The 25155-nt window shown below is 41.4% G+C and carries 29 protein-coding genes; 3 read left to right on the forward strand and 26 right to left on the reverse strand.

Translation table 11 applies throughout. The features are described from left to right. Window positions 1-32: 32 nt before the first annotated feature. The 5 genes from BM375_RS07065 to BM375_RS07085 all read right to left on the reverse strand — a co-directional run bounded on the left by BM375_RS07065 (window position 33) and on the right by BM375_RS07085 (window position 4930). Window positions 33-1565, reverse strand: a complete 1533-nt coding sequence (locus BM375_RS07065; RefSeq protein WP_170852609.1) for a carbohydrate-binding domain-containing protein — start codon at window positions 1563-1565, stop codon at window positions 33-35. A gap of 35 nt (window positions 1566-1600) precedes the next feature. Continuing rightward, window positions 1601-2287 carry a hypothetical protein gene (locus BM375_RS07070; RefSeq protein WP_093364768.1) on the reverse strand — a complete coding sequence of 229 codons (687 nt, stop codon included), beginning with the start codon at window positions 2285-2287 and terminating at the stop codon, window positions 1601-1603. Between the two features lie 12 nt (window positions 2288-2299). Further along, window positions 2300-3022: a dioxygenase family protein gene (locus tag BM375_RS07075; RefSeq protein ID WP_093364769.1), complete on the reverse strand. Its 723-nt coding sequence runs from the start codon at window positions 3020-3022 to the stop codon at window positions 2300-2302. 81 nt (window positions 3023-3103) lie between these two features. After that, window positions 3104-3793, reverse strand: coding sequence for a LytR/AlgR family response regulator transcription factor (locus tag BM375_RS07080; protein ID WP_093364771.1), 690 nt, complete (start codon window positions 3791-3793; stop codon window positions 3104-3106). A 3-nt stretch (window positions 3794-3796) separates the two neighbouring features. Continuing rightward, complete coding sequence (locus tag BM375_RS07085) at window positions 3797-4930, reverse strand: sensor histidine kinase (protein ID WP_093364772.1); 1134 nt, start codon at window positions 4928-4930, stop codon at window positions 3797-3799. 120 nt (window positions 4931-5050) lie between these two features. Between BM375_RS07085 and BM375_RS07090 the strand changes: the two genes are divergently transcribed. Continuing rightward, window positions 5051-5437, forward strand: coding sequence for a DUF2721 domain-containing protein (locus BM375_RS07090; protein WP_093365009.1), 387 nt, complete (start codon window positions 5051-5053; stop codon window positions 5435-5437). 187 nt (window positions 5438-5624) lie between these two features. Here the strand turns inward: BM375_RS07090 and BM375_RS07095 are convergent, their stop codons facing one another. After that, entirely contained in the window at window positions 5625-6068 is a 444-nt protein-coding gene (locus tag BM375_RS07095; RefSeq protein ID WP_093364773.1) for a PA2169 family four-helix-bundle protein, read from the reverse strand. Between the two features lie 74 nt (window positions 6069-6142). Next, the gene (locus tag BM375_RS07100) at window positions 6143-6742 is read right to left on the reverse strand and encodes a nitroreductase family protein (protein ID WP_093364775.1); all 600 of its coding nucleotides are present in this window, start codon (window positions 6740-6742) and stop codon (window positions 6143-6145) included. Between the two features lie 161 nt (window positions 6743-6903). On the opposite strand from BM375_RS07100, the gene BM375_RS07105 reads away from it, so the two are divergent. Beyond that, window positions 6904-9570 (forward strand): DUF5916 domain-containing protein, encoded by a 2667-nt coding sequence (locus BM375_RS07105; RefSeq protein WP_212611639.1) that lies wholly within the window; start codon window positions 6904-6906, stop codon window positions 9568-9570. A gap of 108 nt (window positions 9571-9678) precedes the next feature. Here BM375_RS07105 and BM375_RS07110 read toward each other — a convergent pair whose 3' ends face one another. The 16 genes from BM375_RS07110 to BM375_RS07190 form a co-directional block, all read right to left on the reverse strand. Next, window positions 9679-10035, reverse strand: coding sequence for a nuclear transport factor 2 family protein (locus tag BM375_RS07110; RefSeq protein WP_093364778.1), 357 nt, complete (start codon window positions 10033-10035; stop codon window positions 9679-9681). A 2-nt stretch (window positions 10036-10037) separates the two neighbouring features. Continuing rightward, on the reverse strand, window positions 10038-10619 hold the full coding sequence (locus tag BM375_RS07115; protein WP_093364779.1) for an FMN-dependent NADH-azoreductase: 582 nt from the start codon (window positions 10617-10619) through the stop codon (window positions 10038-10040). A 30-nt stretch (window positions 10620-10649) separates the two neighbouring features. Continuing rightward, complete coding sequence (locus BM375_RS07120) at window positions 10650-11498, reverse strand: sigma-70 family RNA polymerase sigma factor (protein WP_093364780.1); 849 nt, start codon at window positions 11496-11498, stop codon at window positions 10650-10652. A gap of 38 nt (window positions 11499-11536) precedes the next feature. Continuing rightward, entirely contained in the window at window positions 11537-12559 is a 1023-nt protein-coding gene (locus BM375_RS07125) for an alpha/beta fold hydrolase (protein ID WP_170852610.1), read from the reverse strand. Between the two features lie 99 nt (window positions 12560-12658). After that, window positions 12659-13024 (reverse strand): nuclear transport factor 2 family protein, encoded by a 366-nt coding sequence (locus BM375_RS07130; protein ID WP_093364783.1) that lies wholly within the window; start codon window positions 13022-13024, stop codon window positions 12659-12661. A gap of 25 nt (window positions 13025-13049) precedes the next feature. Continuing rightward, window positions 13050-13718, reverse strand: a complete 669-nt coding sequence (locus tag BM375_RS07135) for a flavin reductase family protein (RefSeq protein WP_093364784.1) — start codon at window positions 13716-13718, stop codon at window positions 13050-13052. Window positions 13719-13901: 183 nt separating this feature from the next. After that, window positions 13902-14339, reverse strand: coding sequence for an antibiotic biosynthesis monooxygenase (locus tag BM375_RS07140; RefSeq protein ID WP_139227519.1), 438 nt, complete (start codon window positions 14337-14339; stop codon window positions 13902-13904). A gap of 11 nt (window positions 14340-14350) precedes the next feature. Then, window positions 14351-14947, reverse strand: coding sequence for a hypothetical protein (locus BM375_RS07145; protein WP_093364787.1), 597 nt, complete (start codon window positions 14945-14947; stop codon window positions 14351-14353). Between the two features lie 32 nt (window positions 14948-14979). Next, window positions 14980-15417 (reverse strand): carboxymuconolactone decarboxylase family protein, encoded by a 438-nt coding sequence (locus tag BM375_RS07150; protein ID WP_093365011.1) that lies wholly within the window; start codon window positions 15415-15417, stop codon window positions 14980-14982. A gap of 17 nt (window positions 15418-15434) precedes the next feature. After that, window positions 15435-16070: a LysE family translocator gene (locus BM375_RS07155; RefSeq protein WP_093364789.1), complete on the reverse strand. Its 636-nt coding sequence runs from the start codon at window positions 16068-16070 to the stop codon at window positions 15435-15437. Between the two features lie 12 nt (window positions 16071-16082). After that, entirely contained in the window at window positions 16083-16535 is a 453-nt protein-coding gene (locus tag BM375_RS07160; RefSeq protein WP_093364790.1) for a DoxX family protein, read from the reverse strand. 62 nt (window positions 16536-16597) lie between these two features. Further along, a complete protein-coding gene (locus BM375_RS07165; RefSeq protein WP_212611640.1) occupies window positions 16598-17575 on the reverse strand; it encodes an NAD(P)-dependent oxidoreductase in 978 nt (325 codons plus the stop codon). Continuing rightward, window positions 17526-18167: a hypothetical protein gene (locus BM375_RS07170; RefSeq protein WP_139227521.1), complete on the reverse strand. Its 642-nt coding sequence runs from the start codon at window positions 18165-18167 to the stop codon at window positions 17526-17528. Before BM375_RS07170 ends, BM375_RS07165 begins: the two co-directional genes overlap by 50 nt. 342 nt (window positions 18168-18509) lie before the next feature. Continuing rightward, a complete protein-coding gene (locus BM375_RS07180; RefSeq protein ID WP_093364796.1) occupies window positions 18510-19385 on the reverse strand; it encodes a helix-turn-helix domain-containing protein in 876 nt (291 codons plus the stop codon). 246 nt (window positions 19386-19631) lie between these two features. Beyond that, window positions 19632-20039 carry a RidA family protein gene (locus tag BM375_RS07185; RefSeq protein ID WP_093364797.1) on the reverse strand — a complete coding sequence of 136 codons (408 nt, stop codon included), beginning with the start codon at window positions 20037-20039 and terminating at the stop codon, window positions 19632-19634. Window positions 20040-20290: 251 nt separating this feature from the next. Next, window positions 20291-20875, reverse strand: a complete 585-nt coding sequence (locus BM375_RS07190) for a Crp/Fnr family transcriptional regulator (protein WP_093364798.1) — start codon at window positions 20873-20875, stop codon at window positions 20291-20293. Window positions 20876-21131: 256 nt separating this feature from the next. Here BM375_RS07190 and BM375_RS07195 point away from each other — a divergent pair, with 256 nt between their 5' ends. Then, a complete protein-coding gene (locus tag BM375_RS07195; protein WP_093364799.1) occupies window positions 21132-22313 on the forward strand; it encodes an MFS transporter in 1182 nt (393 codons plus the stop codon). Here the strand turns inward: BM375_RS07195 and BM375_RS07200 are convergent. The 3 genes from BM375_RS07200 to BM375_RS07210 all read right to left on the reverse strand — a co-directional run bounded on the left by BM375_RS07200 (window position 22297) and on the right by BM375_RS07210 (window position 25149). Further along, window positions 22297-22680: an alkaline phosphatase family protein gene (locus tag BM375_RS07200; protein ID WP_093364800.1), complete on the reverse strand. Its 384-nt coding sequence runs from the start codon at window positions 22678-22680 to the stop codon at window positions 22297-22299. The genes BM375_RS07195 and BM375_RS07200 overlap by 17 nt on opposite strands. A gap of 48 nt (window positions 22681-22728) precedes the next feature. Further along, window positions 22729-23004, reverse strand: coding sequence for an alkaline phosphatase family protein (locus BM375_RS07205; RefSeq protein WP_093364801.1), 276 nt, complete (start codon window positions 23002-23004; stop codon window positions 22729-22731). Window positions 23005-23382: 378 nt separating this feature from the next. Next, window positions 23383-25149: a RagB/SusD family nutrient uptake outer membrane protein gene (locus tag BM375_RS07210; RefSeq protein ID WP_093364802.1), complete on the reverse strand. Its 1767-nt coding sequence runs from the start codon at window positions 25147-25149 to the stop codon at window positions 23383-23385. Between the last annotated feature and the right edge of the window lie 6 nt (window positions 25150-25155).

Consider the following 25155-nt stretch of genomic DNA (forward strand, 5'->3'; position numbering starts at 1 on the left):
CCGTTAACTGAGCAATAGTGATGCCTAAAATATCACCTTCCCGGCCCTGTGCTGCCACCAATTCGGGTTACCATCGAAGTCAATGTAAAGCTGGATGACAATGTCGGATCACTAAAACTTCCTCCTAAGTATATCCCATTGAATTCCGAAGCATCAGATATATTGGATACCGAGACAAATTTGTATGTTTTTCCTGAACTAAATTTATTGCTCGATAACAGCAAAGTAGTAAAGCTTACCGGCGATTTAAAGGTAATCACTTCTCCGTTGTCACTATCCAATATGCTGTATATCGTTCCCGCATTTCCACTACCAAGGATAGCAGCAGCTTGCGACGACGCATTGGCAGTTGGTGTGCTCGTCGATCCCCCCACACCAACCAATAGACCGCCTGTTATTTTAAAGGTGTTATTATCACAATCAAATCCTGCTTCTGGGCTTTTTGCACCAATAGCGAATATTCGCCCTCCCGTCACGGTCAATATCCCGTTGGAGTCAATACCATCGTTGGTCGTACTATAAGCGACAACATTCCCCCCGTTGATATAAATCGCTTTTCCTGCATTAATAGCATCGTCCACAGCTTTGATATAAATATCTCCACCATTGATGGTCAAGGTTCTTTTGCTCTCTATCCCTTCACCGCCTTCGCCTGTTGTTGTTATGTTGATCGTCCCTCCGTTGATAACAATATAAGGATCGATACTATCATCGTTTTCATAGGATGCGACGAGACCATCATCGGCTACATTGATACGGATATTCCCGTCATTTATAAAAATCTGTCCTTCTTCTGCTTCGATACCATCGCTACTTGCCGTAATATCCAATGTGCCACTATCGATAAAAATACCATCATTGCTGTGCAACCCGTCAGAAGCCGCCTTGACAACCTGAATATTTCCTTCGCTCACACGGATATAATCGTCGCTGACGATGCCGTGCTTATAATTTCCGGTAACCTCCAATGTGCCCGATCCGGAGAACAACAGCTGTCCTTCGCTGAAAAAAGTCCCTTTCTGATCTTCTGTAGAAGAAACGTAAGTTGAACCATCTACCAGTTTATTCGTCGTTCCTTCTGCCAACACAACGAAAGCACGTTTGCCCGATTGTATATTGATTGCGGGGCCGTCCGTATTGGTAATCGAAACGCCATTGAGCGTCAGCTTAAACTTCTTGTCGCTATAAATTTTTACCGAACCATCTGTCGTGCTCCCGCTCAGCTCATACGCCACTTCCGACACGGAAGATTCAATAACCACATCAGCTGCAGATTTGGTGATCGTAACACCGTTGACTGTGTTTTCTACCGTTGCTGTATTACCGTTAAAAGCTATCTTGACAATAGAGCTAAACGCAGAGTTTGTTAACAGATCGTCTTCATTCGCACCTGTTTCCTGAGAACCTTCCTTTGTCCCAAAAGTCACCGATCCAGTTATGCTTACCGCGGTTCCCGTTGGAACTGTGCTGCCTTCTTCCGACGTATCGAAACCATCATCTTTAGTGCAAGAGCCTGCAGAAGCAAGCAGCAGTATAAAAAATGAGAAATATATTTTTGTTTTCATGTTATAAGATTTTAAAGACGTTTCTACGTAAAATATTAAAAATGTAAAACCAATAGTAGTCCTGTCGCTGAAAGACATTCGGCCCCGATCTTGCGAAAATTAGGCAAGGATAAAGCATCCCCCTGAAATAAGAGACGTTGCTCTACTTCAAAATTTCCATCCAGTGCCATGGCAAACGTATAATTGAAAGCCGTATCGGTATCCAATATGTATTCCTCTTTTCCCACAAACGCCCCCATATATATTTGAAACGTAGGATTTTCTTCCTCCAAAACGGGCAACAGGCAATTTTTTATTGGCGTATTGGCAATTGGCAAATCATATATACGAATCCCCTGATAGCAAAGCTCTGTTACGGAGAAGGTAAACTGCTGAAAGATAAACCAGCGCTCATCTGTATCCATTTTACGTACCCTGATATTTGTTGGCGTATCCGTTGATAAAACGATCATCGTACCTATAGGGACAACCTGCTCCTGTTCCTCCGTTTGGATGATTAGCGTTCCGTCGAGCGGGAAGAACACCGAAATACTTCGCCCCGGAACTGGCAGGCTAAAAACCTGACCAGCGTGTCCTGTCCATTCGTTGGCGTGCTGTAACTTCCCAACCGGACTGCGGGAGGGAGCAGCATACGTTCCATAATTTAAGATACTTTTGACCCAACCGTCTGCAACATCTGTCTCTCCACGTTGCTCGGCTATATATATTCTTATATCTTCCATCTCCTTGCTATTTTATGTGTTGACCCGAAGAGTTACTTTCATTTCAAGACCTTCTGCCATGCTTCCCGTCACCGTAGACATTTGCTTTTCTACCCCATCACCGAATACATTGTCCCTACTGTTATAAGTATAACCCGATGTACCTTTCGTATACCCATATTTAGACCCATTGGTATTCACATCAATCGACAGGCTGTCTTGAAAAGCAATCTGCGTGACCAAAAGTGATTTACCCGTAGCATCGTAGATGTGGACATGGATATGCGTTGCCCGGCTTTGGTACCAGCCCGGAAATATCGTATTAAATGTAACCAGTCCGTTGCTATCCGTTGTCTGACGACCACGAAACCAATTGACAGACTGGCAGTTCGCTGGTTGCATCTGTGTTCCGCCATATTGGGAATAATTTCCATCCACATCGCAATGCCATATATCGACCAATGCTCCGGCAAGCGGGCTGCAGCTATTCTTTACACTGGCAATGGTAATCAATGCCGCCATCTCCACACCGAGACCATCGCCTTTACGTATATCTGATCGAACATAAGATGCCGGGCTTTTGGTCGGGAACGGCCCTTCGGTTTCACTCGGTGTTACCGTGCACGTACTATCAATCGTAGTGTCCGTTCCTATTTCGCTTGTCAGATCAATATCATCCTTTTTGCAGGATATTAATGCCATAGGGCCTGAAAATGCCAAAAAAGATAATGTTCTGATAAATTGCTTTCGTTCCATGATAATCCCTTCTTTTTTTAAATAATGAAGGAAAATTACAGGGTGAAGATGTAAAATAATGTTAAGTACCGATAAAGAGGCTTATTGTGTCGATGAGTCCTTCAAAAACCGGGCTATATCTTTATAATAGCTGTCCCCTACACTAAGTAGGAAGCGGGGAAGCTGAATTCTTTTCTGAGAAAAAGAAAGGATGTGCTGTTTAGGGACAATATAGCTCCGGTGTATTCGCAAAAACATCTGTTGTGGTAGCCGCTCATGCAGCGCTTTCAATGTGGACAGTGTCAATATCATCCGGCCGTTGAGCAAATGAATCTTTACATAATCCTGCATGCTTTCGAGGCATTCGATTTCATCCAGAAACACTTTTACCAACTGGTATTCCTCATATACCATGAGAAAAGGCCTGTACTCTTGCGGCGAATGCCTTGCCAAGGCTTTATCAACCGCCCTTTCGAAACGCTGATAATCAAAGGGCTTGAGTAGATAATCCACCGAGTCCAGATCAAAGCCTTCGACAGCATACCCCTTGTGTGCTGTGGTAAATACAAGTAAAGGCCTCGGCGAAAGGTTCCGGGCGAAGTCTATACCATTGATCTCAAGCATGTCAATATCCAGAAAAAGCAAATCTACCTTTTCCTGCTCCATAAAAGATTTAGCCTCTAACGAATCTGTGAAAGTATGAAGCAAGTGCAGTGATGGATGCTTTTCGGCAAAAGCAACTAAGACACGCAAGGCCAGGGGTTCATCATCTACAGCGATACAGGACAGCATGCTTTAAATATACAACATTAGTTTAACAAAAAACGCTTCCTTGTCCTGCCTGATGTCCAGCTGGAAGCTGTTAGGATAAAGATGCTCCAATAATTTTCTGACATTCTTCAGCCCTATCCCTGACCCCGTCTGTTCCGGTAGTTCCGGAGAGATGGAATTCTTAACTTCCATCAGGCAGTAATCCTCCGCTATCTGTATAGCAAAGTCGAGGTAACACGCCCCGGAGGCTCGCAGTCCATATTTAAACGCATTTTCTATAAAGGGCAAAAGAATAAAAGCATGTATCTGCTTATCTGTGTCTACGCCTTCATAGCGTTCGCGAAGCGTACAATTCGGCCCAATCCGTAGCTTCTGCAAGGCAATAAAATCCTGTATGGCTTGTACCTCTTCTTTCAGGCTGACTTTCTCTTCATTTCTTTCGTCCATATAATACCGCATCAACTGCGACAGTTTATAAATGCTGGTCGCGGTCGAAGGCTCGCCTACCAATGCCAATGAATAAATATTGTTCAGCGTATTAAACAAAAAATGTGGGTGAACCTGCGCTTTGAGAAAAGCCAGCTCGGTTTTCGTCCATTCATGCTGTACCTCCTGTATACGCTGTTGCGACTGCATCCAGTATTGTATTATCCTCACCAGCAATCCTAAGACAATGACCATCACCAAAATATATACGGAAGCCAGGTCTATACGTCCCCTATCGGGCGGAGGCCCGGGTTGACGCCCTTTCAGAGCTTCCGGAAAAGGTGAACCCTGCTCGTAGACAAGAGGTGGTGGTGGAATCCGTTTCCCCGAAAACATGGGCTGTCCTCTTTTCTCAACACCACCCATTTGCATCAAACGATCAAACGGACGCAACCAAAAAGCACATGCAAAAATGATGCACAGCAAAGAGATAATGTAAAGGACATAATTTCTTGTACGAATAATATATGGCGTAAATAAGTAGCTGTTCAGGTAATAAGGAACGACAAAACAGAATCCAAAAAACCAAAATTCCCAACGTTGTAACACGTCGGTTGTCGCTATATTCCGATTGCCCATAAAGAGCAACGGCAAAGACAGGAATACCGCCCAGGCGAGAACGTGAAGAAGTATATTGAACCGATAATGTCTTTTCCAAAAGCTGAGTTGCATACTCTTTTAATAATATCTCTTGTAAAGATAACATTAAGCTTAAGAAATATCATTGATTTTAGTATGGCTCTTAATATCTTTGGCAGATTGCTTATATCAACAACATACAATATTCAACTCATGATAACATATAGCACAGCAGCCCTACTTTTCCCTGCCATCAGTTTAATTATGCTTGCCTACACAAATCGTTTTTTGGCATTGGCAGCATTGGTGCGAAGCCTACATGCTAAATACCTCGACCACGACAAAAAAGGCGTATTACATGGACAAATCAGCAACCTACGCTATCGGCTAAAACTGTTACGCCATACGCAGGGCATGGGTGTGCTGAGCTTTATATCATGTATCGTGTGCATGTATGCCATTTATCTAGAAAAACCGCTTTTTGCCGAAGTTTCCTTTGCCTTAAGCCTTTTATTTTTCGCTATTTCTTTGGTTATTTCGTTTATAGAAATTCAACTTAGCAACAAAGCGCTGGAATTGGAATTAAGCGATATGGAATGATCAATAAGACTTTCTTTGTGAATAATTGGTTTTGACTCCGAGCAAATATACAAACACTCGTATCGGTTGAGAAATTATTCCAAAATAACTCTACGACCGGAGCGTAATTAGAGAAAAAGGGCAATACTAATGTGTATTGCCCTTTTTATTTAAGTTAGTGCTCTCCCTCCAAAAGAGGAATAAGTTACTATGCGCTATCGCGCAAAGCTTTAATTTTATCATGCGATACTTTGATCTGTACAGATTGGTCGAGCACAGTATCTAATGCTGCTCCAGTCAACTCTCCACTATCCAATACTTTCTTATAAGCCCCTTTGATGGCGTCCTCACCGCGTTCAGCTTCTTCTAAGATACTCTTTCTATCCTTGCCCCCAAATAAAGCTTTTACATCAATCCATACCCGATGAAGAGCTCCTGCTATACTCTCATCACTCTCCTTTACTTCTTCGCCATACTGTTCTACAAAAACGGCTAATGCCGAGGCAAAGCGTTGACTTTCAGCAGCAGCTTCTGTAAAAATAACGTTGAGGTCTCCATTTATCGGCTCCAGTTCCTCTAATGCCTTATTAAAACCTAAAGTTCGATCGTTGTTGATTTCAATTAAATCTTTTAAGTGTTTTATTGCGCTCATGATATATTATGTTTTGTTTCTATAAAAAGAACAGTGCACAACACCAAAAGTTTCATCGGAAACGTTATCTTTTGTTAAAGACTAATCGTAATCTCTTCTTGCGAACGGCGAGATTTGGGTTTCAACGATGGCTGATTGAAATCTTCCGCATCCCTGCGTCCTATCGCTACGGCAAATAGTGCCGTATATCCTTCATAAGGCAGAATATTATTATATTCATCTGGCTTGATCCCTTCCATCGGTGTGGAGTCAATTCTCATACTTCCGCAGGCTGACAGGAAGAAACCTAATGCCAAATAAACCTGATGCTGCATCCAGGTCTGTATAGCCTCCTCACCCAAAGACTGCAGATGTTGCTTATAGTAGTTCACTGCTCCCTCGGGTAGCTGAGACAGGTTTTCATTCTCAAATTTTGTTACATCATTTATCACATGGAACACGACAATATGGCTGGCCTGATTGATTTTCTCTTCGTTGTGGTAAGACACCTTCGCCAGTTTACTTTTCACTTCATCGTTGCCAACAATCGTAAATTTCCATGGCTGGCTATTAATAGAAGAAGGGCTAAGGCGAAGGATAGCTTTCAGTTCTTCGATAACCTCTCCCGCAATTTTTTCATTCGGATTATATTTTTTCGTTGCATACCGCTCTTGGGCTATTTCTAAGAAACTCATCTTTTATTGTTTTAAAAGCACAAAACTAAGCATATTTCTGGTGGTATTTCGACCCTTCTTATCGACTTCATCGGTAACACAGCTTATTTTTATATTTAAAAAAAATCACTAACTTAAACCTTCATTTAGTTTAGCTAAACCTATATATTTTTTTAACAACATTGAAAAGCTTCATAAAAACCGCTCACTTGCTCTGCATGTTGTTTGTGGGCACAATAGCATTCGCACAAGACAGGACAGAGGTTGTCACCTTTGAAGATGCCTACAAGCGTGTATACAACATCAGTAAGCTGCAAGGAGAGCATCCGCGTATAGATGGTAAATTGGACGAAGATCTTTGGCAAAATTTAGGTACATGGTCAGAGAAATTCTCACAGGTTATCCCTTTTGAACGGGTTCATACAGACTCTTGGACACGAGTCAAAATTTTCTACGATCAAGAAAACATCTATGTGGGCGTGTACTGCAAAGATGCACATCCCGAAACCATGAATGCATTTATTGGAAATCGTGACGACAACAGCAATGGCGATTTGGTGAGTATTGCTTTCGACACCTACCACGATTATCGTGTGGCTCCGGAGTTCAATATCAACTTAGGCGGAAACAAGACTGATCTAACCGTGACGGATAAGTTATCGGTCAACCTCAGTTGGAATGCTGTATGGGAAGGACGCACACATATCAATATGCAAGATTCCAGTTGGACGGCCGAAATCCGCATTCCTTTTAGTCAGTTGCGATACAACCAAAAGAACGATGATGGCGTGTGGGGGCTACATGTTCGCCGTATCATCCGCCGCAACAACGAGGTGCAAAACTGGAGTATCATCCCTATCAAGAATAATGGACACGTGTTCTCTTTCGGCGAGATGCACGGCATGACCGATCTTCCCAAGCCTCGTGGCATAGAATTTCTACCTTATACCATGGTGAAACACATTCGCGACCCGCATATCCCGAACAGCCCCTACCAAACGGGAAGCAAGTGGAACAGTAACGCTGGCCTAGACGCTAAAATTGCCCTTAACGATTTTACACTCGACCTCACTATCAATCCTGACTACGGGCAGGTGGAGCTTGACCCTTCCGTCATGAACCTTTCAGCTTACGAGGTTTTCTACGAAGAGAAAAGACCTTTCTTCTTAGAGGGACGACACGTATTAGAATTCGACCATAATGAAGGGGGCATGATGTTCTATTCGCGTAGAGTCGGCGCAATGCCTACCTACAAACCACAGGGTATCGACAACTTACAGAATTATGCGAGCACACCAAACTTTATCCCAATCATTGGCGCATTAAAATTGACTGGAACCAACCGCAAAGGTGTGACTGTCGGGTTCATGGAAAGCGTCACGGCACAGACTTCTTCTAAAGTGATGCGAAACGGGCAGGAAGGCCGTGAAGTTACCGAACCGCTAACCAATTACACCGTAGCCCGTGTGCAGAAAAACTGGGAAGGAAATACACTTCTGGGCGGTATGGTCACGTCGGTGAACCGCAACCTTCAGCATGAGCACCTTAGGGAACGTATGATTGAAAACGCTTTCACAACAGGCATAGATTTTACGCAGTATTTCAATAATCGTCTTTACTATATTGATGCGAAAGGGATGTTCAGCACTTTGCACGGCTCAACTGAAGCTATTCAGCTCATTAAGAGAAATGCAACCCATTATTTTCATCGAGAATCGGGAGCCGACTACCTACAAATAAATCCCAGCAGCACCAGTATGCAAGGAACTGGAGGCTATCTAAAGGCAGGAAAACGGGGCAATGCGCAATGGAATTATTCGCAGTTGTTCAGTTGGTCATCGCCTGGGTTTGACCTCAACGATGTGGGTTTTATACGGGAATCAGATTATATGCTGAACGAATCGGAGATTGCTTTTCGCAAAACCGATCCATGGGGTCCGTTTCGCTTCGCCGGGATTAACCTCACACAAAAAAATGTATGGAACTTTGGTGGAAAGGCAATCAACAACGATGTAGCTATCCGGTGGCGAAGCTTAAGCACCAAACATCGTTTTGAAATGGACGTTAAGGAAACCTTTATCTGGAATAGCATCGACAGCCGCCGTTTGCGCGGGGGACCTGATATACGCTACAATGCAAATCTAAAGTCGGATGTAATACTCAGTACGGATCGTGCGAAAAGGGTAGTATTCAAGTTGGATTATAAAGGCCTGCATTATTTTGATGAAGAAACGGCATACAACAGCATACACCCGGGAATGATTTTCCGTATTGGCAATCATCTCCGGCTCACCGGACAGCTAAACTACGCCTGGAATAAAGATGAGTTGCAATATGTACAGACAACAACTTCTCCAAACGATGCGCTGACATCACCGATTTATGTCATGGGCAACATGAAACAGCAGACCTATGGATTAACCTTGAACTTGCAAGCAAACCTCACTCCGGATATTTCTATCCAATATTACGGCTCGCCCTTTACTTCCATCGGACGGTACAACGATTTCAAAATCGCGAATCAGACTGAATCTCGGACACACCGGGAACGTTTTACGCCCATCGAAGTCACCAAATTCCAACGTGAAGATGGAGATTACTACATAGGAACCGGAGAAGGGGCTCCTTTATTCAAAAATCCGGATTTTAGCTTCAACGAGTTCCGCTCAAACTTAGTAGCACGTTGGGAATATCTCCCTGGATCGACGTTCTACCTTGTCTGGGAACACAACCGTGGCAACAGCGACCAAATTTATCGCCCAGGCTGGGGCAACAATATCGACCGGATGTGGAATTTAGCATCAACCAACACGTTTATGATGAAAATCAACTATTGGTTTGGATTGTGATGAAATAATCATGATCAGGACAACTTAGGAATTCATTACTTTCATAATCTTTTAACATTTGATACAGCACAAACATGGGAAATCTTTTTTTACAGATTTGTCCCAAAGTCATTTCATATTTATCACGGGGGTATTATTTATTATTTTCCACACACCATGTTCTTCCACACAAATTAGCAATGAATGAAAGATTAAATACTGGCTTTCCAGTTTTAGTTGTGCAGTAGCAATATGATTAGTTTGTTCGATAGAACTATAAACAATATTTCTAGGACTCCCTCCAAATTTTTCGGTGCGGATAAGATCGATATAACCAGATTTAGAAAATATGAAGATACCTTTCTCTCCAAAGAACCCATCTTGTATGTTTTGAAAGTTAGCATGTAAGATCTTCTCCAGAGCTACTATATCCCGGTTGTCGCCTGCTTTTACAAATGCCTCAATGGCTGCTTTTACTTTTTCCATGGTTACTGATTTAAAATGTTTCTAATCGATTTTTTTTGATTTCTTAATTGTTGATTTACATAATTCTTATCTGCTGTACCATCTAACGAATAATAGGAAATATCCGTAACGCCCATAAAATTTAGTATTTTCTGCAGATGCATTTCCACGAGATTCGGTGAGTCTGATTTAAAATCGCCCATCGATGACAGAATGTATGCTTTTTTATTTTGCAGCAAGCCGATAGGTTGATCCTGGTATAAAAAGGTCTTACCTGTTCGTACCACCAAGTCAAAATAAGCTTTCAGCGATGAAGGGATACCAAAATTGTACATAGGAACCGTAATAAGGATTTCATCACAGTCAATGAGTTCTGCTATCAGCTCATCAGAAAGCCTTAATCCATCTGAGGGGTTTTGAGCCTGATAGAATTCGTTATATAATGCTTGGTCGAGATGCGGGACGTGAAAGAAACCTATTTCTCGGTTTTTGATTATTCCGATAGGATTTAGAATTTTCCATTCCTTCACAAAGGTATCACCGGCTATTCGGGAATAGGAATTGTTTAGGCGAAAGCTGCTGTCAATTCTCAATAGTGTCTTCATTTATTCTTTTTATGGAAGACACTTTCAACATTAAATATGTGACAGCTTACGAATGTTTTTTAGTTTTTCGGGATCAACGATGGAATAAATCTCCTGAATCGCCCCTTCATCATTTAATTGCAGAATATGGCAATTATGCAATTTGTCATCTTCCCAGAAACAAACTGCAGGTTGATGATTAAAGAATTGAAAAGTAACTTCTTTATCAGCCAGAAATTGTTGTTGTACATAGACCAGTAATGTGGCGGTAGCTGTCCGTCCCACCTCTTTGCCTTTCACCACCTGTACCTGGCTCCCCCCATCGGCATTCAGTTTTATGTCGCTGACCAATAAATGTTCCAACTCTTTAATATTAGCTTGAGCTAATGCCGCTTGATATTTCCCTAATGTTTCTATATGAATACCAATATTTAACTTTTGCGGAAAAAATTTACCTCCCTTTAATTGCTTGTTAGCTCTGCTTAGTAGTTGGCGCGAGTTTTCGGGACTTATCTCAAGGAGTTCTGCGATTTCTGAATGCGAATAATCAAACCCCTCCTTTAGGATAAAAGCGGCCCTTTCTTTTGGATTAAGATGTTCAAGCAGTACCAACATGGTGTAACTTACGGTCTCGTCTTTGATGATTTTAGTATCGGCATTTTCAAATGATACCGGCTCGGGTAACCATTCGCCAAAGATTTCTTTTTTATTATGACGAGTTTTAAAATTGATGGCGTGATTGATCGTGCTTTTAATCAAAAAATTTGATTCGTGTCGAATATTCGATTTATCAAGTGTGATATATTTCTCCAATACATCTTGTACTAAATCCTTGGCATCCTCATAAGATCCCACAATATTGTAGGCATAGGTCAAGAGCTTATTATAATGTTTCTCCATCTTTTTATTCTATTTTTGATATTAGCAAATTTCAGGCTTTATGTTCCTTTATCGGCCAGAACTTCCTGCACCATAATCCTATTAAATTTTTCCGGTTCTACAAAAGCTGCATAATGCCCTGAGTTTTCAAACCAGATGAATTGTTTTTGAGGCGCTTTTAGTTTCCTGAAAAATTTATAAGCAAGTGTGGAGGGGGTATTATAGTCACACCGCCCTGCGATAAAGTAAACGGGGACTTTTACTTCCCGAACCGTTTTAAATAAATCTACCTGCATTACTTCATCCCACATGGCATTCATTGTGAAGGCTTGTCCCTTAGCTATCAGGCTATCTTTGTAATATTGCCTGGCAAAGGAATCCATATTTTTATAGAGCTGGCCAACATTGGTACCTTCACAAAAATCACCATGAAAGTGCCGGAGCCATTTTCTTGATAAATACAGGTATGATATTTCATTTTTTGAGCGGGACGGGTAATGCTTACGGAGTTTTTGCAATTGAGCCATTGCTACGCTGTCTTTTTTTAACCTGGCCTGTTGAATTGAATAATCGAGCGAAACCTTTTCATTCAAATACATACTGGTAACCTGTCCCACGCCAATATAAGCCTGAAATAGCGATGGATACTTTTGAATCAGATGCATGCCCATAATAGAACCGAAAGAATAACCAACCAAATATATTTTCTCTTTCTTAAAACGCTCTTTAAGAATATGTATTAAACTTAGCGCATCATCTTCCAGCTGTTCAATAGTGATGCTTCCGGGAGGCAGGGTATCGTTGTAGGATAAACCCGTTCCCCTTTGGTCGTAGGTAACCACCGTGAAGCGCTGTTCCAGTTCCTTATTGTGTGTTTGCCAAAAATAAAAATCAGAAAACCCAGGGCCACCGTGCAATATGAGCAAAACAGGGTTCAGGGCATTTTCCCCTTTAATAAATACGCTGTGCCTGACACCATTTAATTCAATACGGTTGTATTCATTGATGGAATTAATTTGGGCTGTACAAAACTGCCAGCTGATTGAGGTAATTATCAAGGTTATGAGGAACTTTTCTTTCATCTTATTTATATACAATGCAAATAGAAGCATAATCGTATCGTCCTGTTTTGTTAATCTTTACTGTTTTGCCGATTTCCTGTGTCTTATACAGGCTTTTGATTAAATAGCCATTCCGCTTCCGCCAACTACTTTTATGCCTTCGGGAAACTTTTTCCAAAAACGGATATATTTATATTTAGCTTCAAAAGGCTCGTTATTATAATTCCCTTTTAACTCCATCTGCAAAGTAATAACTGCCAGATCCGCTATGATATGCAGTTCTTCTACTTTGGGAGTGATTTCGTTTACTTTTAAGTTTCCCTCACGATACGTTTGCAAATCCATTTCTTTGGTTATCGTCTGACCGCTGGGAATTATAAAAAGCAGATCAGTATGCAATAGGTTGTCGAGCACTTCCGTATCCCTATTTTGGATGGCTCCGTAAAGTGTGTTCTCGAGATTTAAAATTTCGTCCTTTGTTATCATTTCTTAGTCATTATTTTTGTTTTCACTAAACTTCCTCCTGTGCTGATTTTCTATCGTTGGTATTGTATAAAATTTCAGGAATTTCTGCGAGCGTCGATTCATGTGCTTTATCGCCAAGTGTATAAAACTCCTGGAAACTCATAATGAGAGGTTTCCACTTATCGGGATCAACCCGGTTTGTATAATTATCCATAATAATTGATTGATCGAGATATACCCTGTTTATCTTTAGTTCAAATGTGATGATCTTGCCCTGCTCTAATGGTTCATCCTCTGCCAATTTATGAATGGCCATGACAACCGCTTCCATTTGTACAGGGCATTCGTTCACCCGGCAGGCATTGATGGTTTCGGAAGGGGTTCCCGTCAATCCTGCTATTTCAAATTTATTTTCTTCGAAACGATACCCCTTTAACATTTTAGATTGGGGCACTGGATTAGAACCCGTGGTTCTGGCCAGTAGGTTCACTGCCTTTGCCTCGTTTACCGAAGGCAGGTTTAATACGATCTCTTTGGTTACCAAAAGGTTTTTGGCAGTTTGGGAGGAAGCCCCAAGACCAATGATACAACGCCACCCCAACCAGAAAATCGAAGATATCGGTGCAAGATTATCTGTACCATTAGGGTTTTTGGTACTGATAAGTACTACCGGAGTGCCGAAGTACAGAATGGAAGGATAACTTTTAATGTGCATGTTAGAATACCTTTTATGATTTCATTACTCAGCTTTGCTGTTTCTTTTAAAATTAACGATACCATGCATCTATTGAAATCCGTTTCTTGCGGAATCCGGTCAAGTTCTCTTATAGACATTAAGACATCACTGTTTTATACTTTCTTGAAGTTAATTATCAAGTCTGGTATAAATCTATAAGACTCACTCCTCGACCATCTGATAGATACCCCTTTCCATCGTAATACCATGTTGTTCTAAAAAGGCGGGCATTTTAATCCCTGCTTTTTGCATTGCCTCCCGTATGACTACTCTGGCATCGTCCATCCGCTGTCGGTCTGCCCAAGTGGCAACCGTAATGACCCGAAGGTCTCCACTATCGCCTGTCTGTTGAAAGATTTCATATTTTACAAAGCCGGGCTGCTGCCGAAGTGTATTTCTGATGAAAAGCGATTTTTGGGAATACTCCGCGATAGCTTTTTTGGGAATGCTGATTTTATCGATGACGGCGACATGTTCCGTAACAGTACGTTCTTCTCTGTTATTCTGTTCCATTTTGAATTGATTTTTATGTTGACCAAAAGTTTTCATTGCCATAAGGATAGGCATGATAAGGATGATGGTTTTTAATGTTTGTTTCATAAGTCTTTTATTTATTGCTGCCATTTTAGGTTTCCGTTTTCGTCCAACATTTCAATAGAGGGATTGCCCAGACTATCCACTTTCAGGATGATTCTTGGTACTTCGTTGTGATCTTTCATGACTAAAGAAGCGTTTCCGTTTTCTGTAAGCAGGTTGATACGGTTGATATTATGTCCGGGTTTCCCCGACAGGTCTTTGTCATTTATCACCAGCCCAGCCCTGAAATAATTGTCGCTTTTATTATCCTGTGCGAGAATTCCAATGGCATCTGCATTCTGGTAATCGAATGATAGGGCATTTAAGTTAGTCTGCTCATTATCGGTAATAGCAAGACCGCCTCTTTCGTCGCCGTTCTTGTCATAGAATATAAGACCTGCTGGGGCGTAAGCTCTTTTATACGTTTTTCCATCAATAATGGGCTCGGGAATATGTTCTGTGTTTGCAATAACGACACGATTTTTTCCCGAAGCATCATTGATATTTATTCTTTCTGCATTAAAGTTTGGCCTGTTATTTAAATGTAGGTAGACAATACAAATCATCAACACGATATTGGAAACTACAAGGACAGATACCAGGATTTTGAATGGTTTAGGAATTGTTTGCATAATTGAGTATCATTTTTAGTTCATTATTCTTTTTATACTACCGTTTTCTTGGTGCTGATTACAATCCTGTTCCATGCATTTATCGTAACAACCGCCATTATGATCTGTGCAATTTGATTTCCATCAAAAAGTTGTTCGGCCTGTCTGTACGTTTCATCGCTTAACCCGTTTTGGCTGATTAAGGTTACTTCCTCGGTTATGGCTAAAATTGTTTTCTCTTCCTTGGAAAATAATCCGGTTTCTTTCCAGGCGTTGAGCAGGAAAATTCGCTGTGCGGTTTCACCCTGCTTTAATGCATCCGAAGTGTGCATGTTGATACAAAAAGCACAACCGTTGATTTGCGAAGCACGAATTTTAATCAGATAGAAATGCGTTTTAGAAAGTCCTGAATTGTGCAGGTAATTTTCCAGAGCGAACATTGCCTTGAATGCATCCGGCTCAAGCTGCTGTATGTCTATTCTGTTTTCCATATTTATTTTGTTTGTCATTATTTAGCTTTTGAAAGCACCATTTTTATAGCTAAAAAAGTCAGTACACTGGCCATAAACCATTTTTGCGCCCTTACCCAAAGTGGATTTCTTGTAAGGAAAGAAGCCATTTTTGCAGCGGTCATTACAATAATAAAATTGATGGTGAAGCTGATAAAAATCTGTGTAATACCCAATGCCATACTCTGACCTAATATAGAGCCATATTCCGGTTTGATAAATTGAGGAAAAAAAGACAGGTAAAATACAGCCATTTTAGGATTCAACAGATTGGTTAAAAAGCCCATCAGGAACAGTTTTCGAGGCTTGTCTTTGGCAATATGCTCATTCACTTCAAAAAATGTTTTGCCATTGGGTTTAATGGCCTGATACGCCAAATACAACAAGTAAATAGCGCCCGAAATTTTCAGTATTCCGTAAGCAAACGGAACAGCCAGTAATATAGCCGTCAATCCAAATCCCGCCAGGACGATATGAAATAAAAAACCACAGATAACGCCAACTAGTGAAACAAGCCCGGCTGTTTTACCCTGCGTAATGCTTCTTGAAATAAGATAAATCATATTCGGCCCCGGGCTGATAACCATCAGGAAGGCAGCCAAAGCAAACCACAAAAGTTCATGAATCGGGATCATCGTTGTTTAAATTTAAGCTGTGAGTTTTTTGGATATCAAATTGTCCAGTGAATATTTTCCACTTCCCTGAATGAACAGTGCCAGACATAAGCCGAGCATCAGCAAATGATATTCGAATCCTTCACCTTCCTTATCGCCAAACCAGTTCATAAAAAAGCCATACTGTAGATGCCCTCCCAATAAAATTATCCCAGTAAAAAGACCTCCCATTGCGATTGCCCAAAAACGGGAGGCAAAGCCTATTATTATAAAAATGGGTGCAAAGAACTCTATTAAAATAACTAATAGCCCCACCAGCCACGGGTGTCCCATCTGTTGCAAGCCCTCCAAAGTTTGGGTAAACCCAAAGCCACCAAACCAGCCCAGCATAGCCCGCGCTCCGTGAGGAAACATAACGATGCCTATTGTCAGGCGAATAATTAAACCTGTATAATCATTGTGTGTACTAAAAATTTTCTGTTTCATGATTTTTTATCCTGTTTTAAATTATTTTTTTTACGAATTATAGAATGTAATGCAGGTAATTGCTATTGTTTCCCCAATAGTTCGAATAGACTTGAAAACCCCTGATCACCATGCCCGTCTTCTATCCGGCGGTCCATCAAGCTTTTGACTTCCCGCATCCGAACCGTTTCAACATCTTGCGATTCACGGTGCCCAATTAAGTCATCAAACAAGGCGGCCTGAACATACAAGGGGCCTAAATCCGGGCTGTATTTGCCACTCTTTATCGCTGTGGAAAGCCCAACCAGCAAGGAAGAATAGCCTCCCAGCGTGGCAGCAATCCGATGAGCAAACGCTTCAATATCGATACCTTCAGCCTGAACTAATCGGAGCGTATGCAGAAAACCGATGAGAAGCTCATACCCCATTGCTACCTGAGCCATAAATTCTGCCGCTGCTGCACCAGGCTCTTCGCCATAGTAGGTAATAGTACCCAATTTTTTCAAGACGTGTTTTTGGGAGACAAAAGCACTTGATTGCCCGCTAAACATAAACTGAGCCTTTGGTGTCCCGACATCGGTTGGATCGGCCAAGATTTTTCCGTCGATATAGGAAGCGTTACGTCTTTCTGCCCACTCCGCAAAAACACGAGCCTGAGCAGGAGTACCGCTCGTTAAATTGATGAATACTTTTCCAGCAACCGCACCAGTTAGCTGTCTGAGCACTTCATCTACCGCAGTATTGTTTAACAGGCAAATCACAATCGTCTTGCTGGCAGCAACTGCTCCATCAAGAGTTTCTGCAGCTGTAGCACCTGCTTGGATCAATGGTTTACATTTTTCAGCACTGCGATTCCATACAACCGTATCATAACCTTGATTGATAAATGTATGGGCTATCGCGGCTCCCATATTACCCAATCCAAGTACCGTTACGCTCTTCCTTTTGTTGTGAGGTATTTCTGTTTTGATGTTATCTATATTCATATTTAATTGTATATTAAAAGTTCTGTTAGAATACTCTTCGCACAAAAAGTCCAAAGTTGCTGTAGTGTTCCGCATTTGGCCCGTATTGGTCAAAGTTTACACCCAAACCATATTGTACACCTTTATTGTCCACTCCTAATCTTGCATATTGAACACTCTTTAAGTGCCCGTTCCAATGCATTGAAGTAATATATTGAAGCTGCAAACGCGCATAAAGATTGAAATCCTGATTTTTGCTACCTTGATATTCCACAGAACCGAACAGCTCAAGACTGGGGTTAGACCAAACATCCATTCTCGTAAAAATGAGATACGATAAGTCATTTTTTTTATTGAAATACCAAACAAAAGCCGAAGGCACAAACCGATTTCCCGGTGCATAGATAGAACCCAAACCGGTTGCCCAGCGTTTACTTATTTCGTAAGTAAGATACGACTGGCTCATCACTTCAATCCCCCGCTTTTTGTCGTAAGGAAGCAAAATAGAAGACGTGTTAAAAAATCCAAACGGCTTTTCCGCAATGATTTTGCCGGAAAACATATACTGATAATAGCAACTCGAATGCCCTGCAGTGATTTCTACAGGAACTTGCGCCCGGCTATGCGAGTGCCACATGCTGAAAAACAAGCAGGCCAGCAAGTATTTTATTTTCGTTGTTTCTTTCATCGTTCCCTTCAAATTTCTTTTTGTTAGGCTGTGGTCGGATAATTATTACAGCCAACCACTGTTTAAAATATGGACACATGAAGTGCAGAAAACGTGACAACCTATTCAGGATATTTTCTTCCGTTGGTGATTTGTCTTGTCTTTTCGTAACGAAAGAAATACTGATATGCTGGGAAACAGTCATTTGTGATAGCATTTACCTTCCCGATAGAACATCTTATCTAAACTTCATTGTACGTTTTATGTAATACCATACGAAGATACGAAGGAGCCTAGCCGTCAATACTGTAAGTATGACGGCTAAAAATGTAGTTTTTTCTGTTTTTGATGTAGAACCCGCGATTATGCAGGAATTTCAATTGTATTTTTGAACTCAGTGGGGAGCTGACCTTCGTAGCTTCTGAATGCACGGGAAAAATGAGAAGAGTCTGTATAGCCAAGCTGAAACGATACCTCCTTAACAGACATATTCCAAAAGCTCAACAGGTACTTTGCTTCCTGCATAATATGAAACTCAATCCATTTTTTCGCCGAAAGCCCGGTGTATTCAACTAATATTTCGCTCAGGTATTTTGGTGATATATGCAACTGTTCTGCATAAAAAGCAACATCTTTATACTGCGAGAAATTCTTTGAAACTAATTCTCTAAACTTTACAACGGTATGTTCTTTACCGTTGAGTTCCTTTTTATTGCCCCGGTACAGGTTCCAGAAATATTTCTGTGAAATGATCAGGATCGAATATAGTATTCCCGATACTGCTTCGGGCTTATCAGCTATTGCCCGAAGTGTGCTGAAAAGCTGTTGCATTTCCTCAAATTGCCTGTCGGTGAGTTGCATCACACTCTTTTCATCGGGGCAAAAAAATTCGAGGGAATAGAAAAATGACCTGCTGAAATTATTTACAAAAATATCAGCATAAAAAAATAACGTGTCATTTGAGGGAAAACTGGTATTGAGCCATTGACAGGTCATTCCGGGGCCAATCGTCAACAGGCTTCCTCGTGTTAAATCATAATCGGTAGTGCCTATCCTGATGCGCGCTCCCTCACCATAATACAAACCTATAGTATAAAAGTAGTTTTTAAATGGATGGGTGATTTTCAAGTCTTCAAGACACGTTTTTGATGCCAGATAATAAGACGCTATATGGCCATCATTTTTTTGAGACCTTAAATATCTGAGCAGATCAAAGTTACCTGAATGTTTTTGTATCATAAGGAAGATGTCTAAAAATTAGTATAGTCCTGGGAATGCTTTTCCGTCCAGATTGAAAAATGATAATTATGAAATGTGAAGTTTATTCTCATGTCAAACTTAGTATATCAGAAAATACTAAAATACGCAATTATTATCATTTGATAATGTATGGTTATTTATACTTCGTTGTATATAAATGTCCAGAATAAACAAGGAGTAGATACTACTTATCCACTCCTTACTGTGACTGGTTTTATTTTCGTATTACTTTTCCCAATCTGCGGCCGTATCAGCCACAGCAATCGCTTCAATCTCAATCAATGCATCCGGTGAAAACAAGGAGGATACTTCAAAAATAGTATCTGCCGGATAAGGGACAGTAAAGTATTTACCTCTCAATTCGACAATCTTCTCGAAATTCCCCATATCGCGGAGCATGATGGTGACCTTAACGACATTCTTCAAACTTGAGCCTCCGGCTTTCAATACCTTGTCCAAGTTTTCAAAAGTCCTCTGTGCTTGGACATCAAAGTCGCCTATACCTATCAGCTTCCCCTCATCGCCGATGGCAGTCTGTCCTGAAATAAATAATAAATCGCCTACACGATGACCCTGTGCCAGACGGAACGGTTCGTAAGCGTCGGGCGTAATCTTAATCTGTGAAATTTTCATTCTTCTTTATTTAAAGTTTTAGATGTATTCGTCTGTGCGAACGTTTTTCCCGAGACGGCACATAGCGAAAGCAAAGTGCCGATTATGTATAGTCTACCGTGACACTAACGCAAAACACAGGGGTAACGTCCTGTTAATTAATTCTCTATGCCATATATTGGCACGCTGAAAAATAGGGTGTTGTTTCAATTTCTTCTTACATTTGATGAAGCAAAATTGACAGTAATTGATTTAGGAAAAATTGATGTAGGTCAAGATGGTTTATTTTTTTTCTTGATACGGCTTATAAACTCCGCCGACACACCCAAATAGGATGCAATCAAATATTGGGGTACTTTGGAGACTATGTTTGGATAGGTCTCCAAAAATTCATAGTACCTGCTTTCTGCGTCGTACACGTTATTATAGATAATTCTCTTTTGCAATGCACCCAGATAACTTTCCAATATGATTCGGAAGTATCGCTCCAAACAGGGCAGTTCAATAAGTAATTGCTGAAAGGAATAATGGCTGATTTGCAAAACGATTGTTTTCTCTATGGCTTGTATATTGTATATAGATGGCTTCTGCTTGGAAAAACTGTCTAAATCAGAAGCCCACCAATCGTCAACAGCAAAAAACAGAATTTCCTCATTTCCATTTTCAGCATTGATATAAAACGCTTTCAATGCTCCTGATATCACATAACTATCATAACGGCAGGTATCGCCGTTACGTAAAAGATAGTCTCCCTTTTCTAATGTTTTCTCGGTCCAAAAACGCTCGAAAGTTGAAATTTCTTCTTGGGTTAGATTTATATGTTTCGATATGTTTTTCAATAACGCGTTTTCATCCATAAGATTACCTACAACTTTGTCTGTTTCCTACTAAAAACTCAGATCTTTTGATTAAGCTTTTTCTCTGTGTTTCCGAGAAGGCTCGAATTTTCATTTCCTCTACGAAGTGGATCATACAAATCTAGAGAGCAGATTTAAAAAAATCAACATTTTTTAATTCGCTTTTTGGGGCTTAATATTATCCTATCTCTCTATCAACTAAAGAAGGAATAAATCCAAAATTTGCTGTAATTTTGTAAGCAAATCACCTGAGACCATGAAACATCCATTAGAAGCACAAGCAACATCCGAGGATAGGAATAAACAACGTATACGCTTAGCAGTATCACTTTTTTATTTCGGGCAAGGTTTAGCTTTTGCCAGTTGGGCAAGTCGTATTCCAATTATTAAAAATGCACTGCAACTAACCGAAGCACAGTTAGGAACAATTCTCTTGATGTTGCCTATAGGGCAGTTAATGACTATGCCCATCTCAGGAAAGTTAGTCAGCAAATATGGTAGTCATCGTATTCTACCGATTACGGCCTTGATTTATCTTGCTGTGCTATGCTTAATCCCCTTTGCACAGAACGCTTGGCAACTTGGTGCGATTCTCTGGATGTTTGGCGTTATCGGAAATATGTGCAACATCGCCGTCAATACACAGGGAGTATTGGCCGAAGAACTGTACAAGAAGTCCATCATGTCTTCTTTCCATGGCGCGTGGAGCATAGCCGGTTTCACTGGTGCGTTAGTGGGTTTGCTTACGCTAAATTTGCAGCTATCCACTTCCACCCATTTCTTTTTGATAGCAGGTCTACTCATTTGTAATATTCTTCTGAACAGAGCTTTTTTAGTTCAAGACACCACAACCAAAACGGAGAAAAAGGGGTTTTCATTTAAGCCTGACAGGCTATTAATTTCCTTAGGGGTCATCGGATTCTGTAGTATGGCAACAGAAGGTGCAATGTTTGACTGGAGCGGTGTGTACTTCAGCGATATTGTCAAAGCTCCCGAGAGCTTAATCACTTTGGGCTATGCCTCCTTTATGGTGATGATGGCTATAGGTCGATTTATTGGCGATGCCGTTATTCGGAAAATAGGCCGTCAACGCACCTTACAAGTTAGCGGGTTGCTGATGTTTACAGGGATGATGACAGCGGTTGCTTTTCCTAATCTTATCATCTGCACGTTGGCTTTTATGTTGGTGGGGATAGGGGTCGCCTGCAATGTACCATCGGTCTATTCTGTTGCAGGAAAGCATAAAACCATTTCCTCTGGTGTAGCCTTGGCAATGGTATCCAGTGTCAGTTATTTAGGCTTTCTAATAGGCCCTCCGTTGATTGGGTATATCGCCGAGTTATTCAGTCTGCGTTATTCCTTCGGCATATTCGCCCTATTTGGGTTGTTGATGTTCGTGCTTACTACGAATATGCGTGTGTTTAAGGAAAGCAAATAAGAGAAGGGTTGCCCCTCCTCATAAACAATGTTTCCTTCTCAATGCCTGCATCCCGGACGGCCTTCTCAACAGCTCCCAATCGCGCATCTACTTTTTCAAGTTCTTTGTAATATTCCGGAGAGTCATGACCAAATTCATGCCCGGCACCATCAGGCTGGTCAAAGTGAACAAACAAAAAATCTGGTTTTTCAGTTTGGATGACCTTGATTGCTTGTGCTACGGTTTCGTCTTCATTCCCTTTTATTGCAATATCAATATCCATAATCGGCTTTTCCAACAGATAACTAATTCCTTCCCAGCTATAGACCGCAGCGACTTTAGCCGCCGCGTTATTTTTCTTGATTACGCTAAATATCGAAGGGAACATGCCATTTTCATTAACAACTGCCGAGGGGATTTCCGGGGTTTTGCTCCCCTATTCCGTATATCCATGCATGGTCGGACCTGCTCCCATTATCATAGAAGCCCAGTTGACCGCACTTGAGGACGGTAATACTGTCCGAGCCTTAAGACTAAAAGCACCATCCTCCATCAATTTCTTTAAATGAGGCATATTTGCCTTTGGGACGGCATAAGCGCCGAGGCCATCAAACCCAACTACAACAACATGCTTTACATGGTTTTGTGCGTAGAGCGATGGAATACACATAAATAGTAGACAGCCCAAAAAGATTGGCAGGATTCTTTTCATATTTTTTCAATTCAAGTTTATTACATGATGGTTGATTCTGCTATAAACAAAGCTATGTTTAATTCTTAAAGAAACAAAAGACTACCTCAAAACTTTTATACGGATTAAGGTTCTTATATCCCTAATCCGTTAAGAGGAATAGACCGATCTCCGGGGTAGGTAAGCGGGTTCGGTTGTTGCTGAAGGCACTAGAAGAGCTCTAAACCAGTCTGGAAGAACTTGCAACCAGCGTGGAGGGAATTGCATCCAACTCGGAAGGAATTACGTCCCCGTTAATTGCGGTATCGTCGGCGCCATATATCCGCTTCCCAATTAGGGGATTGAGAAATATAACTATTAAGAATAAGGGGGCTAATAGTTAGCCCCCTTATTCTTATATTACCAATGTGGATTCTGTTTGAGATTATCATTTAGCGTAATCGCATTGGCAGGTATCGGATAATAATATTGCCTTCCATCCGCATACCAATTACGCGGCTGCGCTTTGAACCACTCTAAATGCTTCGTGGACGTCAAGGTTTGGAAGTTATTCGCACGTCCGCCGATAGCTACTCTTGCCACACCATTTGGAACAGCAATACTGGGACCGGATTGGCTTCCGTCGTAGAATACGACATCTGCTTTACCATCACGATCTAAATCAATCAATTGATCCAGAGCAGGGATATAAATACCCGACCACTCTAATTCAGCCATGAGCTCCCCACGTTTCCAACGCTTCAAATCATTAAAGCGGAATCCCTCCAAAGCGAGCTCGACCTGTCTTTCTCGTCTCACCTCTAAGATCACAGGGTCTGAAATATCAGGAAAGAATGTCTTTTTCAGATAGAGATCCACCTGCGTAGGCAAGGTTTTCGTACCTCCCGTCACCCCACTTCTCTCCCGCAAAGCACCTACCGTATTTGCCCAATCAGCGTCTGTCAATGTACCCAATTCGGCTTTGGCTTCAGCATAGTTTAGCAATACCTCAGCATAACGCATAAGCGGAACCGCATTCGTATTCGTTCCACCGTTGTCGTATAACGGATCGTCCAACGTATATTTAATCGGTTGGTAGCCGGTATAACTGAAGCTTGCGAAATTCGGCGGAGCGGCTACGCCTCCTCGTTCATATCCTGGCGTACGGATCAGTTGGGAAAGACGGTAATCCCGTTGCTGACACTCATCATAAAACTCCTCCGTCATATAGCCGGCACGATCTGTATAAGGCGTACCATCAATATTTAATATGGTATTGATGAAAGGACGAACCAGACTATAACGCGGACCATAAGTCGCCGAAGTCCACCACCAGTTTGCATCATTGAGCACCGCTAAATCTTTGCTAAATGCGACAGCCAACATCACCTCATTAGTCACAGGATTATCACTGATAAACAGCTGTCTTTGTGAAAGCTCCGGACCCTGTGCTCGGTTCAGACTGTGCGGACCTTTTGTCATCACTTCCTGAGCCGCCGCCGCTGCAAGTTCGAGGTACTGCCCCGCACTTGCGGATAGATTAAGGTCTGTGTGATATTTCCGGAAAGTTCCTTCAAATAGTGCTACTCTGGACTTCAACCCTAACGCTGTCCATTTGGTAACCAAGGTACCATCAGATGTCACTGCATTGATGTTGTTATAGGCAAAATCCAGATCCTCCATGATTTTCTCCATAATCAACACTCGTGAATCGCGTTCCCCATATAGCGCTTCTGAATCGTCAACGGATAATGGTCTATCAACCCAAGGAACATCGCCAAAACGGACGACCATATTATAATAGAACCAAGCTCTAAAGAACCTCGCTAAACCGATGTAATTATTTTTTACGGGTTCACTTAGGTTCGGATTATCACACTTCTCGATGAAATGATTAATATTACGTAAGGCGGACCACGACCATCCCGAACTTGTTTCTGCGGAATAAGATCCTTCCACTAAAAAGCCATTCAGGCTATTGACCGCCCCATAGTCGGCCATCGCATCGCCTTTAAACGCGTCGGAGCCAGAAGTAATGTTATTATAAAATGAATAACTATAAGTCTTCAATCCACTTTCCGTCCCAAAGATATCTTCTTCAGTCGCTGTCGCCTGTGGTACCTCATTCAATTCACAAGAAGTGAAAAACAAGGCGGAAGCACTTAATACTAAAAATATATTTTTCATATCTGT

Origin of the sequence: Sphingobacterium wenxiniae, from assembly GCF_900116225.1 — a bacterium.
GTDB lineage: Bacteria > Bacteroidota > Bacteroidia > Sphingobacteriales > Sphingobacteriaceae > Sphingobacterium > Sphingobacterium wenxiniae.

Bases quoted from the DNA above. Each gene is read 5' to 3' on its own strand.
- BM375_RS07065 (WP_170852609.1), bottom strand. From the start codon at position 1,565: ATGAAAACAAAAATATATTTCTCATTTTTTATACTGCTGCTTGCTTCT.
- BM375_RS07070 (WP_093364768.1), bottom strand. From the start codon at position 2,287: ATGGAAGATATAAGAATATATATAGCCGAGCAACGTGGAGAGACAGAT.
- BM375_RS07075 (WP_093364769.1), bottom strand. From the start codon at position 3,022: ATGGAACGAAAGCAATTTATCAGAACATTATCTTTTTTGGCATTTTCA.
- BM375_RS07080 (WP_093364771.1), bottom strand. From the start codon at position 3,793: ATGCTGTCCTGTATCGCTGTAGATGATGAACCCCTGGCCTTGCGTGTC.
- BM375_RS07085 (WP_093364772.1), bottom strand. From the start codon at position 4,930: ATGCAACTCAGCTTTTGGAAAAGACATTATCGGTTCAATATACTTCTT.
- BM375_RS07090 (WP_093365009.1), top strand. From the start codon at position 5,051: ATGATAACATATAGCACAGCAGCCCTACTTTTCCCTGCCATCAGTTTA.
- BM375_RS07095 (WP_093364773.1), bottom strand. From the start codon at position 6,068: ATGAGCGCAATAAAACACTTAAAAGATTTAATTGAAATCAACAACGAT.
- BM375_RS07100 (WP_093364775.1), bottom strand. From the start codon at position 6,742: ATGAGTTTCTTAGAAATAGCCCAAGAGCGGTATGCAACGAAAAAATAT.
- BM375_RS07110 (WP_093364778.1), bottom strand. From the start codon at position 10,035: ATGGAAAAAGTAAAAGCAGCCATTGAGGCATTTGTAAAAGCAGGCGAC.
- BM375_RS07115 (WP_093364779.1), bottom strand. From the start codon at position 10,619: ATGAAGACACTATTGAGAATTGACAGCAGCTTTCGCCTAAACAATTCC.
- BM375_RS07120 (WP_093364780.1), bottom strand. From the start codon at position 11,498: ATGGAGAAACATTATAATAAGCTCTTGACCTATGCCTACAATATTGTG.
- BM375_RS07125 (WP_170852610.1), bottom strand. From the start codon at position 12,559: ATGAAAGAAAAGTTCCTCATAACCTTGATAATTACCTCAATCAGCTGG.
- BM375_RS07130 (WP_093364783.1), bottom strand. From the start codon at position 13,024: ATGATAACAAAGGACGAAATTTTAAATCTCGAGAACACACTTTACGGA.
- BM375_RS07135 (WP_093364784.1), bottom strand. From the start codon at position 13,718: ATGCACATTAAAAGTTATCCTTCCATTCTGTACTTCGGCACTCCGGTA.
- BM375_RS07140 (WP_139227519.1), bottom strand. From the start codon at position 14,339: ATGAAACAAACATTAAAAACCATCATCCTTATCATGCCTATCCTTATG.
- BM375_RS07145 (WP_093364787.1), bottom strand. From the start codon at position 14,947: ATGCAAACAATTCCTAAACCATTCAAAATCCTGGTATCTGTCCTTGTA.
- BM375_RS07150 (WP_093365011.1), bottom strand. From the start codon at position 15,417: ATGGAAAACAGAATAGACATACAGCAGCTTGAGCCGGATGCATTCAAG.
- BM375_RS07155 (WP_093364789.1), bottom strand. From the start codon at position 16,070: ATGATCCCGATTCATGAACTTTTGTGGTTTGCTTTGGCTGCCTTCCTG.
- BM375_RS07160 (WP_093364790.1), bottom strand. From the start codon at position 16,535: ATGAAACAGAAAATTTTTAGTACACACAATGATTATACAGGTTTAATT.
- BM375_RS07165 (WP_212611640.1), bottom strand. From the start codon at position 17,575: ATGCGGAACACTACAGCAACTTTGGACTTTTTGTGCGAAGAGTATTCT.
- BM375_RS07170 (WP_139227521.1), bottom strand. From the start codon at position 18,167: ATGAAAGAAACAACGAAAATAAAATACTTGCTGGCCTGCTTGTTTTTC.
- BM375_RS07180 (WP_093364796.1), bottom strand. From the start codon at position 19,385: ATGATACAAAAACATTCAGGTAACTTTGATCTGCTCAGATATTTAAGG.
- BM375_RS07185 (WP_093364797.1), bottom strand. From the start codon at position 20,039: ATGAAAATTTCACAGATTAAGATTACGCCCGACGCTTACGAACCGTTC.
- BM375_RS07190 (WP_093364798.1), bottom strand. From the start codon at position 20,875: ATGGATGAAAACGCGTTATTGAAAAACATATCGAAACATATAAATCTA.
- BM375_RS07195 (WP_093364799.1), top strand. From the start codon at position 21,132: ATGAAACATCCATTAGAAGCACAAGCAACATCCGAGGATAGGAATAAA.
- BM375_RS07200 (WP_093364800.1), bottom strand. From the start codon at position 22,680: ATGTTCCCTTCGATATTTAGCGTAATCAAGAAAAATAACGCGGCGGCT.
- BM375_RS07205 (WP_093364801.1), bottom strand. From the start codon at position 23,004: ATGAAAAGAATCCTGCCAATCTTTTTGGGCTGTCTACTATTTATGTGT.
- BM375_RS07210 (WP_093364802.1), bottom strand. From the start codon at position 25,149: ATGAAAAATATATTTTTAGTATTAAGTGCTTCCGCCTTGTTTTTCACT.